Origin of the sequence: Micromonospora sp. NPDC000089 (assembly GCF_042899365.1) — a bacterium.
Classification (GTDB): domain Bacteria; phylum Actinomycetota; class Actinomycetes; order Mycobacteriales; family Micromonosporaceae; genus Micromonospora.
In genome coordinates, this window is sequence record NZ_JBIAZT010000003.1 from 114,103 (window position 1) to 128,917 (window position 14,815).

15 protein-coding genes are annotated in these 14,815 nt (G+C 75.2%); 7 read left to right on the plus strand and 8 right to left on the minus strand.

Features of this window, described 5'->3' with window-relative positions; translation table 11 throughout:
* Nucleotides 1-15: 15 nt before the first annotated feature.
* Entirely contained in the window at nt 16-4,473 is a 4,458-nt protein-coding gene (locus tag ACFY3U_RS07110) for an HAD-IC family P-type ATPase (protein ID WP_387196293.1), read from the minus strand.
* Nucleotides 4,474-4,688: 215 nt separating this feature from the next.
* On the opposite strand from ACFY3U_RS07110, the gene ACFY3U_RS07115 reads away from it, so the two are divergent.
* From ACFY3U_RS07115 to ACFY3U_RS07135, 5 genes are all read left to right on the plus strand, one after another.
* Entirely contained in the window at nt 4,689-4,949 is a 261-nt protein-coding gene (locus ACFY3U_RS07115; protein ID WP_387196296.1) for a hypothetical protein, read from the plus strand.
* A gap of 68 nt (nt 4,950-5,017) precedes the next feature.
* On the plus strand, nt 5,018-6,388 hold the full coding sequence (locus ACFY3U_RS07120; protein WP_387196299.1) for an MFS transporter: 1,371 nt from the start codon (nt 5,018-5,020) through the stop codon (nt 6,386-6,388).
* Nucleotides 6,389-6,425: 37 nt separating this feature from the next.
* Entirely contained in the window at nt 6,426-6,917 is a 492-nt protein-coding gene (locus tag ACFY3U_RS07125; protein WP_387196302.1) for an SDR family oxidoreductase, read from the plus strand.
* Nucleotides 6,911-7,105 (plus strand): hypothetical protein, encoded by a 195-nt coding sequence (locus tag ACFY3U_RS07130; RefSeq protein WP_387196305.1) that lies wholly within the window; start codon nt 6,911-6,913, stop codon nt 7,103-7,105. Before ACFY3U_RS07125 ends, ACFY3U_RS07130 begins: the two co-directional genes overlap by 7 nt.
* A gap of 104 nt (nt 7,106-7,209) precedes the next feature.
* Nucleotides 7,210-7,758 carry a YbaK/EbsC family protein gene (locus tag ACFY3U_RS07135; RefSeq protein WP_387197584.1) on the plus strand — a complete coding sequence of 183 codons (549 nt, stop codon included), beginning with the start codon at nt 7,210-7,212 and terminating at the stop codon, nt 7,756-7,758.
* 49 nt (nt 7,759-7,807) lie between these two features.
* Here ACFY3U_RS07135 and ACFY3U_RS07140 read toward each other — a convergent pair whose 3' ends face one another.
* The 7 genes from ACFY3U_RS07140 to ACFY3U_RS07170 all read right to left on the minus strand — a co-directional run bounded on the left by ACFY3U_RS07140 (nt 7,808) and on the right by ACFY3U_RS07170 (nt 12,919).
* Entirely contained in the window at nt 7,808-8,437 is a 630-nt protein-coding gene (locus ACFY3U_RS07140; protein WP_387196308.1) for a DsbA family protein, read from the minus strand.
* 20 nt (nt 8,438-8,457) lie between these two features.
* A complete protein-coding gene (locus ACFY3U_RS07145; protein WP_387196311.1) occupies nt 8,458-8,883 on the minus strand; it encodes a SufE family protein in 426 nt (141 codons plus the stop codon).
* Between the two features lie 61 nt (nt 8,884-8,944).
* Nucleotides 8,945-9,370, minus strand: coding sequence for a CBS domain-containing protein (locus ACFY3U_RS07150; protein ID WP_387196314.1), 426 nt, complete (start codon nt 9,368-9,370; stop codon nt 8,945-8,947).
* Between the two features lie 57 nt (nt 9,371-9,427).
* Entirely contained in the window at nt 9,428-11,197 is a 1,770-nt protein-coding gene (locus ACFY3U_RS07155; protein ID WP_387196317.1) for a proline--tRNA ligase, read from the minus strand.
* A gap of 76 nt (nt 11,198-11,273) precedes the next feature.
* A complete protein-coding gene (locus ACFY3U_RS07160) occupies nt 11,274-11,453 on the minus strand; it encodes an HAD hydrolase-like protein (RefSeq protein ID WP_387196320.1) in 180 nt (59 codons plus the stop codon).
* Complete coding sequence (locus ACFY3U_RS07165) at nt 11,450-11,644, minus strand: hypothetical protein (protein ID WP_387196323.1); 195 nt, start codon at nt 11,642-11,644, stop codon at nt 11,450-11,452. Before ACFY3U_RS07165 ends, ACFY3U_RS07160 begins: the two co-directional genes overlap by 4 nt.
* Nucleotides 11,645-11,794: 150 nt before the next feature.
* A complete protein-coding gene (locus tag ACFY3U_RS07170; protein ID WP_387196326.1) occupies nt 11,795-12,919 on the minus strand; it encodes an LPXTG cell wall anchor domain-containing protein in 1,125 nt (374 codons plus the stop codon).
* A gap of 238 nt (nt 12,920-13,157) precedes the next feature.
* Between ACFY3U_RS07170 and ACFY3U_RS07175 the strand changes: the two genes are divergently transcribed.
* Complete coding sequence (locus ACFY3U_RS07175) at nt 13,158-13,688, plus strand: SigE family RNA polymerase sigma factor (protein ID WP_387196329.1); 531 nt, start codon at nt 13,158-13,160, stop codon at nt 13,686-13,688.
* Entirely contained in the window at nt 13,685-14,782 is a 1,098-nt protein-coding gene (locus tag ACFY3U_RS07180) for a hypothetical protein (protein ID WP_387196332.1), read from the plus strand. Before ACFY3U_RS07175 ends, ACFY3U_RS07180 begins: the two co-directional genes overlap by 4 nt.
* Nucleotides 14,783-14,815 lie beyond the last annotated feature (33 nt).

Below are 14,815 nucleotides of genomic sequence, written 5' to 3' on the forward strand. Positions count from 1 at the left end.
CCCCGGAAGGTGACCTCAGGCTGGTCCGTCGCCATGCTCGGTCCGTACCCCCGGATCGGGGGTCGAACCGGGCGGGGCGGGCATCCGGTCGACCAGCCGGGTCAACGCCCCGTTGGCGAACGTGGCGCCGAGCGCCGAACCGGTGGCGATGGTCCAGCCCACCGGCCCGAGCGGGGTGCAGCCGAAGAACTGGCTCACCCCCGGCGTCTGCACCACCAGCGCCAGCACGCCCATCGACGCGGCGGTGGACGCGAGCACCGTCGGGCTGGTGCCCCCGGCGAGGACCGTCTGGCCGAGCTGGGTGCCGACCAGCGACACCAGCGCCACCGTGCCGGCCCGCCGCTGGGTGCCGGTGAACCGGGCCAGCGTCCAACCGGCCGTCGCGCCCAGCGTGGTCGCCGCCGCGCGCAGCCCGATCTCCCGGTTCATGGTGCCGCCCAGCGAGGTGTCCGGGCCCTCCCGCAGCAGCCCGTCCGCGTGGTCGGCGGCGGGTGGGCGGACCGCGATGGCCAGCGCCGGCGCCAGGTCGGTGAGCAGGTTGACCAGCAGCAGTTGCCGGCCGTTGAGCGCCGACCGGCCGGTCGCCGCGGCCGTGAGTACGCTGAACGCGATCTCGCCGAGGTTGCCGCCGACCAGGATGCTCAGCGCGTGGCGTACCGACGACCACATGGCCCGGCCCTCGACCAGGGTGGCGATGATGGTCTCCAGCCGGTCGTCGGTGACCACCAGGTCGGCCGCGGCGCGGGCCGCCGGGGTGCCCCGCTGGCCCAGCGCGATGCCCACGTCGGCCAGCCGGATCGCGGGCGCGTCGTTGGCCCCGTCACCGGTCATCGCCACGGTACGCCCGCACTTCTGCAGCGCCTGGATGATCCGTACCTTGTGGGTGGGGGTGCAGCGGGCCACCACGTCGGTGCGGGCCAGCCGCTCGCCCAGCGCCTCGTCGTCGAGCTGGTCCAGCTCGGTGGCGGTGGCCACCCGCTGGCCCCCCTCGTGGTCGGGGCTGATCTTCGCGGCGATCGCCTCGGCGGTGGCCGGATGGTCCCCGGTGATCATGATGGTGTGCACGCCGGCCTGCCGGATCCGACGGACCGCCGGGGCGGCGCTCTCCCGGATCCCGTCGGCCAGCGCGACGAAGCCCACGAAGGTCAGGTCGTGCACCTGGTCGTCGGTCACCGTCGGCGCGTCCACCCGGCACTCGGCGACGGCGAGGATCCGGTGCCCGGCACCGGCCCGGCCGGCCAGCATCTCGGTCAGCCCGTGCCGGGTGTCGGAGTCCATCGGCTCGTTCCGCCCGCCCGGGGTGCGCCAGGACGAGCAGCGGGGCAGCACCGACTCCGGCGCCCCCTTGACGTCCAGCAGCAGCCGCCCCCCGGTGCGCCCGATGGCGGCGAGGTAACCGCGGGACGGCTCGAACGGCAGCCCACCGACCGCCTCCCAACCGTCCGCGCCGGTCGACTCGGTCACGCCGGCGTCCCGGGCGCCGTACCGGATCGCCCGGTCGGTGTGCTGCGGCAGCTCCTCCGGGTCGTCCGCGTACGGGGTGGCCCGCAGCGCGGCGGCCAGGGTGGACCGGAGGTTGTCGTCCAGCCGGTCGAGCGGCTCGTACCGCCCGTCGTCGCCGACGCCGGCGAGCAGCAGCTTGCCCTCGGTCAGGGTGCCGGTCTTGTCGAAGCAGAGCACGTCCACCCGGCCCAGCGCCTCGATGGTGCGCGGGTTGCGCACCAGCGCGCCGTGCGCGGCCAGCCGCCGGGCCGCCGCCAGCTGGGCGGCGCTGACCAGGAACGGCAGCCCCTCCGGCACGGACGCCACCGCCAGGTTCGCGGCGGTCGCCGCCGTCTCGGCCAGCGGTACGCCCCGCAGCAGCCCCGCGCCGGCGACCGCGATCGCCGAGCCGGCCGCGAGCGGGATCGCCGCGCTGGTCAGCTTGCCGAGCCGGGCCTCCACGCCGCTGGCCGGCGGCGCCTGCTTCGCCAACGCCAGGCTGCGCCCGGTCTCGGTGTCCGCGCCCACCGCCACCACCACCGCGGTGCCGTGCCCGGCGGCGATCGTGGTGCCCTCGTAGAGCATCGAGCTGCGGTCGGCGACGGTGGCCGCGACCACCGGGTCGGGATTCTTGCCCACCGGCAGCGACTCGCCGGTCAGCGACGACTCGTCCGCCTCCAGCCCGTCCGTGGTCAGCACCCGGCAGTCGGCGGGCACCGCGTCCCCCGGGCCGAGGGCGATCACGTCGCCGGGCACAACGTCCTCGGCCGCGAGCACCTGCTCGGCACCGTCCCGGCGGACCCGGGCGGTCACCGCCGAGCGGGACAGCAGCTCCGCCAGCGACCGCTCGGTGTTGCGCTGGTGCACCGCACCGACCAGCGCGGAGCCGCCGACCACCCCGCCGACCAGCGCGGCGTCGACCAGCGAGCCGAACGCGGCGGAGAGCACCGCCCCGGCGACCAGCACCGGGGTGAGCGGGTTGGCCAGCTCGTCGACGAAGGCGCGCAGCAGGCCGCCGGTCGCCGGGCCGCCGCCGTCCGCACCGCCGTGTCGGCGCTGGGCCTCCGCGCCGGTGAGCCCGTCCGGCGTGGTGTCCAGCTCGTGCAGCACCGTCTCGGCCGGCATCAGGTGCCAGGCCGTGGTGGTCGGGGTCGGGGTGCCGGTCGGGTCGGGCAGTCGGCGGGCCCGCCACACGCCGTTGGCGAACGCCAGCGCTCCGGCGCCGTTGACCGCTGCCAGGGAGCGGCCGGGCAGCAGGTGCGGGGCGGTGGTGAACGCGCCGAGCGCGCCGAGCCCGGTGCCGGCCAGCGAGAACCGGATGTTCTGCCCCGCCATCCGCCGGGCCACCCCGGCCGCCTCGATCAGCAGCGCGGGAATCCGCAGGTCGGTGCCGACCAGCAGGTGGGCGCCCCAGGGCGGCAGGTCGTCCGGGCCGGCCACGCCGAGCCCGCAGTCCGCGGCGGCCAGCGCCCGGCGGTTGCCGGAGACCAGCATCACCACCGCGCCGTCGCGTTGCAGTCCGCGGACCGAGTCGGCCAGCCGCTCGCCGCCGGGCAGCACCGCGTCGGCGAAGCCGTACCGGCCCGGGTCTTCGCCGGCCACGACCAGCCGCAGGCCGGCGGAGCGGGCGGCGGTCGGCAGCGTGTCCACGCCGGGCGCGGGCTCCGGCTCCACCCGCATGACGGCGACCAGGGCGCCGCCGTGGGCGAGGCCGAGCAGCGGACCGTCCCCGTCGCGCAACCGGCGACTGTCCGGCGTGTCGCCCGGGTCCGTCGCGGCCAGGTCGTCGAGCGGGGCGAGCCGCCAGCCGTCGGCCTCCCGAACGGCGGCCGGTTCGGCGGGATCGAACAGCGCGAACGCCCGCCCGGCCACCTCGCCGGTGTCCGCGCCGGCCAACGGGGCCAGGTCGGCGAGGGTGCCGCGCTCGGAGCCGAGCACCGCCGCGTCGAGCACGACGGTGTCGATCCGGTCCAGTTGGCGCAGCACCCCGCGGTCCATCGCGATCACCCCGCGCCGGGCCAGCATCCGGCCGAGCTGCGCGGCGTACCCTTCACGGCCGCTGCCGGGGGCCTTGGGCAGCGAGGCGAGGGCGAGCGCGGCGCCCCGCTTGCGGCCGACGACGGGTACCGCGACCGCGCCCGCGGCCGCGCCGGTGGCCAGCATCGACGAGACGAACTTCTCGACCGGGCCGTCGGGGCGGGGCCGGGGGCGTTCCTCGGTGAACGCGCGCGCCTTCGCCCGCTCCGGGTCGCCGGTCAGCCGCGGCTCCGCCCGCTCCCAGGCGGTCAACTGCGCCCGCGCCTCACCCCACTGGACGATCCGCTGGGCGCCGTCGAGCACTATCCCGGCCCAGCCGCCGGTGAGGCCCTGCACCACCGCCTCGGCGAGCGGGAACAGCAGGTCCGCGCGCGGGTCGGCACGCAGCCCCCGGCCGGCGAGCGCGTGCAGCTTCGGGTGCAGGTCGACCGCGGTGAGCAGGCCGGCGACCTCGCCGGGAACCGGCGTGAACGGCAGGATCCGGGTGGCCGCGGAGATGGTCAGCCCGAGCGCGTCGGAGGCGAGCGCGCCGAGCGTCCGGGGCGTACGCGGGCCCTCCTCCGGCGGGTGTGGCGGCGGGATCTCCGGGTCCGGCTCGTACGGGCAGGTGCGTTCGGCCCGCTCCACCGTGGCGATCAGGTCGCGCAGTGGAGGTTTCGGGTCCGCGACCGCGACCACGACCCGGCCGGAGGGCGCGTTCACCCGCGCCCAGGTCACCCCGGGCATCGCCTCCAGCGCCCGCTCGACCTGCCGGGCCAGCCGGTCCCCGCCGTCCTGGCAGACCCCGTGCACCACGATGTGGTGACGCCCGTCCCGGGTCCAGACCGGCCGGCTGCCCAGGCCCGCCGACCGGGCCAGCCGCTTGGCGGTCGAGCCGACCGTCCGGGGCGCGTCGGCGACCAGGGACGGCAATGGCGGCAGCACGCGACCGGCGAGCCGGCCCAGCGTCGTCATCGAGCGGTACGGCCGAGACGTCGGCCCCGTTCCCTGCCGCTCACCGCATGCCAGCCGCTCGCCATGTCGCCTCCCGCGATCGTGAGACGGCCCGACTTCCCGGCGAGCCGCCCGTTATGCCCCGGTGAGCGGGGGAAGTTCCACCGGCGTCCGGGCATGGATCGGGGCCGGGGTGGAATGCGGCCGGTACGGGAACGCGAATCCGAGGAGGCCGGATGGGCACGCTCACGCGACACCTCAGCGGAGGCCACGAGAACGTCCGGGCGTACGCGCACCGGGTGGAGGTCCCGCTGCTGGGCGAGGTGGCGGTGCCGCCACCGGACAAGGTCGCCTACTACGCCGGGCTGGGCGTGCTCGCCGCCCTCCAGGTGATCGAGTGGCCGTTGGCGCTCGTCATCACCGCCGGCCACGTGCTCGCCGACCAGCACCTGTCGGGGCTGGCCAAGGGGGTCGGGGAGGCGCTCGAGTCGGCGTGACCGGCTTGACCTGAACCCCGCTTGAGGATGCAGGCTGGGTCGGTGCGTAACCAGCCAGGGGCCCGCCGATGACCATCGCCACCGCCCCCGCCCCGCCCCACGCCCGCCTGTACGACCCCCGCCTGCGCGCCATGACGGTGGGGGTCGTCGCGCTGGTGTCCCTGTTGGCGTTCGAGGCGCTGGCGGTGGGCACCGCGATGCCGACGGTCGCCCGGGCGCTGGACGGGTTGGCCCTCTACGCCCTCGCCTTCGGCGGTCCGTTCGCCGCCGCCGTGCTGGCCATGGTGGTCTCCGGCGTCTGGTGTGACGCACGGGGGCCGCGGGCGCCGATGTGGGCGGGGGTCGGCCTGTTCGTGGCCGGGCTGGTGCTGGCCGGCACCGCCCCGGCGATGGCGGTGCTGGTCGTCGGGCGGGCCGTGCAGGGGCTCGGCTCCGGCCTGCTCTCCGTCGCGCTGTACGTGGTGATCGGCCGGGCGTACCCGGATCACCTGCGGCGGAAGGCGTTCGCCGCGCTCGCCGCGGCCTGGGTGGTGCCGTCGTTGGTCGGCCCGGCGGTGGCCGGGCTGATCGTGGAGCACCTCGGCTGGCGCTGGGTGTTCCTCGCCGTGCCGCTGGTGGCGGTGCCGGCGGTGCTGCTGGTGGAGTCCGGCCTGCGGACCGTCGCCGCGCGGGCGGCGGAGCGACCGCCGGCCGGGGCGGTGGCCCGGATCGGTTGGGCGGCCGGGGCGGCGGTGAGCGCCGCACTGCTGCACCACGGGGGCCAGCAGCGTGGACCGCTCGCCGTCGGCCTGGTGCTGGCCGCGCTGGCCGGGCTCGGCTGGTGCGCACCCCGGTTGCTGCCGACCAGGTTCCTCCGCGCCGGCCGCGGGCTGCCCAGCGTGGTGCTGCTGCGCGGGCTGTCGGCCGCCGCCTTCGCCGGCGCGGAGGTGGTCATTCCGCTGATGCTCTCCCGCGAGCGCGGCCTGTCGCCGACCGCCGCCGGGCTGGTGCTCACCGTGGGCGCGCTCGCCTGGTCGTTCGCGTCGTGGCTGCAGGGGCGGCTGCCGGAGCCGGGCTCGCCCGCGCTGCTGCCGCGGCTGGGGCTGCTCGGCGTCACCGTGGGGACCGCGACCGTGGCGTTGACGGTCGCGCCGGCCGTGCCGGTCGCGGTGGGCGTCGCCGGGTGGGCGGTGGCCGGGCTGGGGATGGGGCTGGCCTACCCGTCGCTGTCCACGCTGACCCTGGCCCTGTCGGCCGCCGACGAGCAGGGTCGTAACAGCTCGTCGTTGCAGCTGGCCGACTCGCTGTTCACCGCCACCGTGTTGGCGCTGACCGGGGCGGTGCTGGCGGTCGGCGCGGCTCCCGGCCGGGCGAGTTACGCGGGGACGCTGGCGGTGGCGGTGGGCTGCGCCCTGCTCGGCGCGCTGCTGGCCGGCCGGGTGGTGCCGACCCGCCGGTGACCGGGCCGGCTCACGACGCGACCGGCCGGCGACCTGGGTGGTGGCCGACGTCGGCAGGGCGGTCGACGGGGTGGACGCGATCCTGCACCTGGCGTCGCAGCCGGGCGGCGGCGCGCGTACCCATCGGGTGGACATGCTCGCCACCCGCCGGCTGGCCCTGGCGGCCGGGCACGCCGGGGTCGGCCAGCTGGTGTACGTCTCGACCGTCGGCGTGGACCGGGTGCCGCTGGCGTACTACCGGCACAAGCTGGCCGCCGAGCGGGTGGTGGCCGCCGGTCCGGCGCCGTGGACCGTGCTGCGGGCCACCCAGTTGGGCCTGGCGGACGGCCCGCCGCGGCTACCGCCCCCAGCTGCCGGTACGCATGCCCGGCCGGCTCGGGCGCGAGCTGCGGGCCGGCGCGCTGACCACCACGGCCACCCCGACCGGGGTGCGTACCTGGGCGGACTGGCTGGCCGACACGTACGGGGGAACCGGCCGAAGATGAGGCGTCCGCCGGTTCACGTTCGCCCTACCGTGGCGCCATGCTGATCCTCATCGCCGCCGTGATCCTCTACGTCTTCGGGTTCGTCTTCCTCTACGGGGTGATCCGGCTCGCCGTCCGGCACGGCATGGAGGATCTGGAGGCGCGCCGGGATCAGGTGCTGCACACCGAGCAGTTGGCGACCGTGCAGGACCGCGCGTTCGCCCGGGAGAACGCGTTCCTCACCCGCGGCTGACCGCCTCCGCCGCCGGCCGACCGCGGGCGGGGCGGCTCGGCGGGGCAACCGGAGGGGCGGCTCGACGGGCGGATCCCGGCGGTGGGTGCGAGGATCCAACCGTGATGGGGACGCTGAAGACCGAACCCGCCCGGAGTCGGCTCGACCTGCTGGCGGCGCCGGTGGCGACGGCCCTGCAGCAGTGGCCGGTCGAGGCGCCGGTGGACGTGGACGACGTGCTGGTCGCCCCGATCGACGCCGACCTGGCCGACACGGCAGCCTTCTGCGCCGCGTACGAGGTGGGCCTGGACGTGTCGGCGAACTGCGTGGTGGTGGCCGGCAAGCGCGAGGGCGAGATCCGGTACGCCGCCTGCGTGCTGCTCGCCACCACCCGGGCGGACGTCAACGGGGTGGTGCGCCGGGCGTTGGACGTGCGCAAGGCGAGCTTCGCCCCGATGGGCGAGGCGGTCGAGCTGACCGGGATGGAGTACGGCGGGATCACCCCGATCGGGCTGCCGGAGCCCTGGCCGATCCTGGTTGACGCCCGGGTGATCGCCGCGCCGCACGTGATCATCGGTTCGGGCGTCCGGCACAGCAAGATCGCCATCCCCGGGCCGGCGCTCGGCGCCCTGCCCGGGGCTCGGGTGGTCGAGGGGCTGGCTCGGGAAGCGTAGTTACGCCCGCCGATACCGTTGCACGTGAAACATCATCGCCGTCGATGGGTCAGGCGGCTTCGCGCTGCTCCACCTCGCGCAGGGCGGCGAGGAGGGTCTCCGGCTCCTGCGCGCCGGTCACCCCGTACTTGCCGGCGAGCACGAAGGTCGGCACGCTGCTCACCCCGAGCCGGTGGGCGGAGGTCAGTTCGGCGGCCAACTCGCGGCGGCCGGCGTTCGACTCCAGGTACTCCCGGGCCTCGCCCTCGTCCAGGCCCACCGAGCCGGCCACCGCGACCAGCGCTTCCCGCGCGCCCACGTCGACCCCGTCGGTGAAGTGCGCCCGGTAGAGCGCCTCGATCAGCTCACCGGCCCGGCCGCGCTCGTCGGCGAAGCGGACCAGCCGGTGCGCCTCGAAGGTGTTGGCGCTCACCGCGCGGTCGAAGCGCAGCTTCAGCCCGACCCCGGCGGCGACCTCGGTGACCTGGGCGAACATCTGCTCGGCCCGGCCCCGGCCGCCGAACTTCTCGGCCAGCGCGTCGACCAGCGGACGGGGCTCGGCCACCGGCGACGGGTCGAGCTGGAACGGCCGGTAGCGGACGGTCACCTCGCCGTCGTACGAGGCGAGGGCCTGCTCCAGCCGGCGCTTGCCGATGTAGCACCACGGGCAGACCACGTCGGCGTAGATCTCGATCTCCATGAGAGGAGACAACCCGCAGCTCAGCCGGCTTGTTCCCGGACCTGCCGCTTGAGTCGGGCCAGGATCGCCGTGCCGCCGCGCACCCGCAGCGGGCTGATCGCCTGGGCCAGCCCCATCCGCTGGTAGAGGTCGTCCGGCACGGCCAGCACCTGCTCGGCGCTCGCCCCCGCCAACCCCTCGGCGAGGATGCCGGCGAAGGCCCGGGTGGTCGGCGCCTCCGGCGGGCAGTCGAAGACGGTGCTCACCGTGCCGTCCGGGTTGACCTCGGCGCGGAGGAAGAACGAGGTCTGGCACTCGGGGACCTGCTCCAGGCCCTCCCGGTCGACACCCGGGGGCAGGGGCGGGATGACGTCGGCGTACTCGAGCAGCAGCTCCAGCACCAGGTCCTTCGGCGCGGCGGCGAACTCCTCGACGATCTCGGCCAGCTTCGTCGGCATCTCGGGCATTGCGCCAGGTTACCGCCGCTCGCCCGGCGCTCCCGATGGCCGGGGGCGCCGGGCGGACCGGTCAGTTGTTCGGCGGGGCCTCGCTGATGTCGGCCAGCGCCGAGGTCGGGTCCAGCCGCATCGCCATGTCGCCCAGCGAGACGATGCCGACCAGCTTCCGCTCGTTGTCGCAGACCAGCACCCGGCGGATGTTGCGCTCCCGCATCAGGGCGACGGCCTCACCGGCGGTGCAGTGCTGGTCGATCATCACCACCTCGCGGGTGACGATCGAGCCGATGGTGGTGGACTCCGGGTCGCTCTTCTCTGCGACGGCCCGCACCACGATGTCGCGGTCGGTCAGCACGCCGGCCAGGCTGGCGCCGTCGGTGACCACCACGTCGCCGATGTCCGCCTCCTTCATCACCCGGGCCGCATCGTCCAGGGTGGTTTCCGCCGGCAGGTAGACCACCTGCTTGGTCATCACGTCGCTGACCCGGTAACCGGTCATGAGAGCCTCCGAAATGCGCATACGCCGATCGGGGACGATTACCCCCGGGTGGACCCGTTACACCCGCTCGCCGGTGGCCCGGCGCACGTCGTCGACCAACCGCTCCACCAACCCGTCCAGCGGCACCTCGACGCGCTCGCCGGACGCCCGGTCGCGCAGCTCGACGTACCCGTCGGCGAGCCGGCGGCCGACCACGACGGCGCGCGGGATGCCGATCAGCTCGGCGTCGGTGAACTTCACCCCGGCCGAGACGGTCGTCCGGTCGTCGACCAGCACCCGCAGGCCGGCCTCGCTGAGGCGTTCGCCGAGGTCGAGCGCCGCCTCGACCTGCGGCCCCTTGCCCGCCGCGACCAGGTGTACGTCGCACGGCGCGACCGCCGCCGGCCAGACCAGGCCCCGCTCGTCGTGGTGCTGCTCGGCGATCGCGGCGACCGCCCGGGACACCCCGATGCCGTAGCAGCCCATGGTGGGCCGGACCGGCTTGCCCTGGGCGCCCAGCACGTCGACCGCGAACGCGTCGGTGAACCGGCGACCGAGCTGGAAGATGTGCCCGATCTCGATGCCCCGCCGGGTGGTCAGCGCGCCGTCGCCGCAGGCGGGGCAGGGGTCACCGGGGCGTACCTCGGCCGCCTCGATCGTGCCGTCCGGGGTGAAGTCGCGCCCGCAGACCACGTCGGTGGCGTGCCGGCCCGGCTCGTTCGCGCCGGTCAGCCAGCTGGTGCCGGTGACCACCCGGGGGTCGACCAGGTAGCGGATGCCCAGCTTGGCCAGCAGCTGCGGGCCGATGTAGCCGCGGATCAGCTCGGGGTGGGCCGCCCAGTCGTCGAAGACCGCCACGGTGGCCGGGTGCACGGCCGCCTCGACCCGCTTGAGGTCCACCTCCCGGTCGCCGGGCAGGCCGATCACCAGCGGCTCGGCGGTCTCGGCCCCGGGCCGGCGGACGGTCAGCACCACGTTCTTCAAGGTGTCCGCGGCGCTCCAGTCGACGCGGTCGCCGAGCGCCCGGGAGTTGGCCAGCTCGACCAGGGACGCGATGGTCGGCGTCTCCGGGGTGTCGTGCACGGCGAGCGCGGGGCGCGCGTCCGGGTCGGTGTCGGCCGGCGCGCGGGTGGTCACCGCCTCGGTGTTCGCCGCGTAGTCGCAGGCCGTGCAGCCGACGAAGGTGTCCTCGCCGACCGGCGTCGCGGCCAGGAACTCCTCAGACGCCGAGCCGCCCATCGCCCCCGACATCGCGCGCACCACGGTGAAGTCCAGGCCGAGCCGGGTGAAGACCCGCCGGTACGCCTCCCGGTGCCGGTCGTACGCCGCCTGCAGGCCCGCCTCGTCGAGGTCGAAGGAGTACGCGTCCTTCATCAGGAACTCGCGCCCGCGCAGCAGACCGGCCCGGGGCCGGGCCTCATCGCGAAACTTCGTCTGGATCTGGAAAATCGTGATCGGGAAGTCCCGGTACGAGGTGAACTGGTCCTTGACCAGCAGCGCCGCCAACTCCTCGTGGGTCGGCCCGAGCAGGTGCTCGGCGCCCTTGCGGTCGGTCAGGGTGAAGATGTCGTCGCCGTACTCCGCCCACCGCCCGCTGGTCCGGTACGGCTCCGCCGGCAGCAGCGCCGGGAAGTGCACCTCCTGGTCACCGACGGCGGTCATCTCCCGCCGGACGATCTCGGTCACCCGGTCCAGCACCAGCTTGCCCAGCGGCAGCCAGGCGTACCCACCCGGCGCGACGCGTCGGACGTAGCCGGCGCGCACCAGCAGCCGGTGGCTCGGCACCTCCGCGTCCGCCGGGTCCTCGCGCAGGGTCCGCAGCAGCGTGGTCGATGTACGTAGCAGCATTGGCGCAGCGTACGGCCGCCCGCGCCGGCCGGGCGATCGAATTGGGCCGCCGCCGGCGTGCCGTCGCGTCGCCGGTTCAGCTCCCGCGTTCCGCCACCGCGTCCTGGAGCACCCGCACCCCGGCCAGCAGGTCCTTCACGGTGTGGTCCGGCGGCGCGAGGTGATCCGGCCAGTCGGTGCCCCGGCTGACCCAGACGGTGGCGAGCCCGGCCGCACGGCCCCCGCCGACGTCCAGGGTCGGGCTGTCCCCGATCACCCATCCGCCCGCGCTGAGGTCGAGCCCGCAGGCGCGGGCGGCGGTCCCCCGTCCCGGTCGGTGGCGATCAGCCAGGCCAGCGCGTCGTCCGGCAGGTGGCGGTCGGCGCAGAACTCGGCCGCCCAGCGGCGGAACGCGGCCGACCGGTCGACGAGCGTGTTGTCCAGGTCGAAGAGGGCGAGCCGCTGCACGGCATCCGACCATAGTGGATCGCGGGGGTGGCGTCTCGGCGGTACGGCCCCGGGGTCACTCCGGCGGTCGCTGTCGACCTGATGACGTAAACGGATCGGCGAGGCGGTGTGTCCGCCCCGCCGATCCGTGTGCGGACGCCTGAGCGTCGGTCAGGCTGCGGCCAGGCGCCGGCGGAGCACCAGCAGGCCGGCTCCGAGCGCCACCAGCGCCGCGCCGACCAGGGCGATCAGCGTGGTCGGCGTACCGGTGAGGGGCAGTTCCGGCCCGCCGGCCGGGGCGGTGGAGTCCGGCGAGGCGGCGGCGCCCGCACCCGCACCGGACTCGGCGGCGAGGCGCAGGGTCACCGAGGTGTCCTTGTTGGTGTACCGGTTGGTCGGGGCGAGGTACAGCCGTACCGTCTTCGGCGCGCCGGTGACCGCCAGGCGGACGTCGAAGCTGTCCGTCGCGCCGTCCTTGAGGCCGCCGTTGCGCACGATCTCGCAGCCGACCCCGTTCATCCGGCCGCTGGTGGAGCATCCGGGGCTGGTCACCCGCACCCCGTCCGGCGTGACGATGTTCAGCGAGTATCCGCCGATGTCGAACGTCCCGGTGTTGGATACCCGCACCCGTACGGTCGCCGTGCCGTTCACGACCGGGCCGCTGGTGGCCCGCAGGCGCAGGGACGTCCGGTCCGGCCAGTTGATCCGGAAGTCGTCCGGCCTGTCGGTCAGGCCGGTGGCGTCCCGCCCGGCGACCGAGCCCCACGCGGTCACCCCCCACACCGGCTCACCGGCGACCGACCTGATGGTCAGCTTGTCGAACCGACTGCCGCCGGCCGGGAGTAGCGCGCCACCGCAGATCCAGGCCTGCCCGGCCGACCCGGTGGCCGCGCACTTGCCGGGGGAGTCGAGCTTCACCCCGGACGGCAGGCGCAGCAGGAACCAGGCCTGCGCCGGCCGCGCCCCCGTGTTGGTGACGGCCACCTTCAGCTCGCCGGAGGGACGCCACGGGTCACCACCGAGGAAGGCGATGTCACCCCGCGCGAGGATCGTCGGCCGGGTGGGGGCGGGAGGCGTCCCGGTCGGCTGCGTGGAGGCGGTCGGCGTCGGGGCCGCGGTCGGCTGCGCGGTGGCGGTCGGCGTCGGGGCCGCGGTCGGGGGCAGGGGCGACGCGGTGGCCTGGGCACCGGCCGTCGAGGGGGTCGGCGGGGCGGCGGCGTGGGCGGCGGGCGAGGCGACGGCCGTCATGGCGAGGGCGACGATGCCGAGGCCGGCGGCGGTGGACAGGCGGTTCATGGGAACTCCCCAGGCGATCAGCGGTGTGTTGCCGGTAGCACAGGTGACCCGGCCCTCCGGTTGCCGGCCGTCGGATGTCGCACAGTTGCCCGGCCGGGTGCAACCGGAGCGGCCCGCCGCGACACTGTCTGCCCGCCGGCCGGAAGCGGGCGATGTGGCGCGGCAACCATCGGGTGTACGGGCAGCGTCTTGGCAGATGTCAGGACGGTGCACCACCTCATCCCAAGGACCGGCTCGCGTGGACCCTGAACTCAGTGAGTTCGACTCCTTCGTCCGTAGTCGTACGCCGGCGTTGCTCCGCTCGGCGTATCTGCTGACGGGGGACCAGCACCTGGCCGAGGACCTGGTTCAGTCGGCGCTCGCCCGAGTGCACCGCGCCTGGTCCCGGTTGCACGACAGCGGCAACGCCGAGGCGTACACCCGCAAGGTCATGTACCACCTGCAGGTCTCCTGGTGGCGACGCCGCCGGGTGCCCGAATCGATGCCGGGCGAGCTGCCCGAGCCGCGCGGGGGCGGCTCGGGACCCGACCTGGCCCACCAGGCCACCCTGCGGCTGACCCTGCGGACCGCGCTGGCCCGGCTCTCCGCGAAACAGCGCGCGGTGCTGGTGCTGCGCTTCTTCGAGGACCGCAGCGAGGCGGAGGCCGCCGAACTGCTCGGCGTCAGCGTCGGCACCGTCAAGAGCCAGACCTCGAGAGCCCTGGCCAAGCTGCGCGCTGTCGCCCCGGAACTCGCCGAGCTGTACGTGCTGGAAGGAAGCACCCGATGAACGAGGACCGTCTCCGGTTCGACCTGGCCGAGCTGGCGGACGACGTGAACCAGGTGGACCTGCGGGATCGTGCCCTGCGGACGTCCCGCCGGATCGGCCTCCGGCGGACGGTCACCACCTCGGCCGCCGCGCTGGTGATGATCGCCGCCGCCGGCACCGCCCTGGCGATCCGACCGGACGCGGAGGCGCCTGCGCCCGCCCCGGCCGGCCCGTCGGTCGCAGCCACCCCGCGGCCCACTCCCTCCGCGTCGCCGGGCCGCCCACCGACCGGCGAGGTGGCCGGCCCGGCGGCGATCAAGGGCTTCCGCTACTACCTGGGGATCATCGACACCGAGGTGCGCATTCACCGGGTGGGACCCACGATTCACGAGGTGAAGCTCCTGCCGCTCGACCGGAGCGGTTGCACCGCCAACTCGGTGACCGTCTCACCGGACGGCAAGCAGTTGGCCTGGGTGAAGAGTGACAGCGCCGACGGGTCCAGCGGCACCCTGGTCACCACCGGCTTCAACGCATTCACCGAGCGGACCCTCGCCACCGGGGTCACCTGCGTCGGCGCCCGGCCGCTGGTCTGGCAGGACGGCAGACACCTGATGGCGACGAAGGGCAACCGGTCGGTGCTCTTCGACGCGGTGGCCGGCAGGCCGGCCGGCGGAGTTCCGGGGCGGGGAAGAAACCGCTGCTGGTCGGCCGACGGGACGTGGCAGGCCGGGGTCGACGCGGGCGGGCCCTTCGTGACGAACGGCAGGCAGACGCACCGCTACACCTACGCGCCGCCGACGGACGGGGCGACGAACCTCGACGGCTGGCAGGTGCGGAGCGTCTCGATGGACGGCCGGTACGTGTCGATCGGCTGGAGCGGCACCGACCCGTCCCGCCAGGACGGCAGCTTCACCGTCGTCGACACCACCACCAGCAGGGTCGTCGACCTGCCCGGCGGCCCCGGGATCCGGACTGTCGTGTTCACCGCCGACCACCGGGCGATCGTGCAGCGGGAAGCGTCCCTCACCGTGCTCGACGCGGACCTCCGCGAGCTCAGGACCGCCCCGGAGTCGCCCCTGCTCTACGGGAGGCAGTTGCTGACCTGGGTGCCGTGACGCGTCCGGGCGCTGTCTACTGCGCCACGTTCG

What these genes read in the sequence shown, in the direction of transcription:
- ACFY3U_RS07110 (WP_387196293.1), bottom strand. Translation starts at nt 4,473, where the DNA reads ATGACGACGCTGGGCCGGCTCGCCGGTCGCGTGCTGCCGCCATTGCCG.
- ACFY3U_RS07115 (WP_387196296.1), top strand. Translation starts at nt 4,689, where the DNA reads ATGGGCACGCTCACGCGACACCTCAGCGGAGGCCACGAGAACGTCCGG.
- ACFY3U_RS07120 (WP_387196299.1), top strand. Translation starts at nt 5,018, where the DNA reads ATGACCATCGCCACCGCCCCCGCCCCGCCCCACGCCCGCCTGTACGAC.
- ACFY3U_RS07130 (WP_387196305.1), top strand. Translation starts at nt 6,911, where the DNA reads ATGCTGATCCTCATCGCCGCCGTGATCCTCTACGTCTTCGGGTTCGTC.
- ACFY3U_RS07135 (WP_387197584.1), top strand. Translation starts at nt 7,210, where the DNA reads ATGGGGACGCTGAAGACCGAACCCGCCCGGAGTCGGCTCGACCTGCTG.
- ACFY3U_RS07140 (WP_387196308.1), bottom strand. Translation starts at nt 8,437, where the DNA reads ATGGAGATCGAGATCTACGCCGACGTGGTCTGCCCGTGGTGCTACATC.
- ACFY3U_RS07145 (WP_387196311.1), bottom strand. Translation starts at nt 8,883, where the DNA reads ATGCCCGAGATGCCGACGAAGCTGGCCGAGATCGTCGAGGAGTTCGCC.
- ACFY3U_RS07150 (WP_387196314.1), bottom strand. Translation starts at nt 9,370, where the DNA reads ATGACCGGTTACCGGGTCAGCGACGTGATGACCAAGCAGGTGGTCTAC.
- ACFY3U_RS07155 (WP_387196317.1), bottom strand. Translation starts at nt 11,197, where the DNA reads ATGCTGCTACGTACATCGACCACGCTGCTGCGGACCCTGCGCGAGGAC.
- ACFY3U_RS07170 (WP_387196326.1), bottom strand. Translation starts at nt 12,919, where the DNA reads ATGAACCGCCTGTCCACCGCCGCCGGCCTCGGCATCGTCGCCCTCGCC.
- ACFY3U_RS07180 (WP_387196332.1), top strand. Translation starts at nt 13,685, where the DNA reads ATGAACGAGGACCGTCTCCGGTTCGACCTGGCCGAGCTGGCGGACGAC.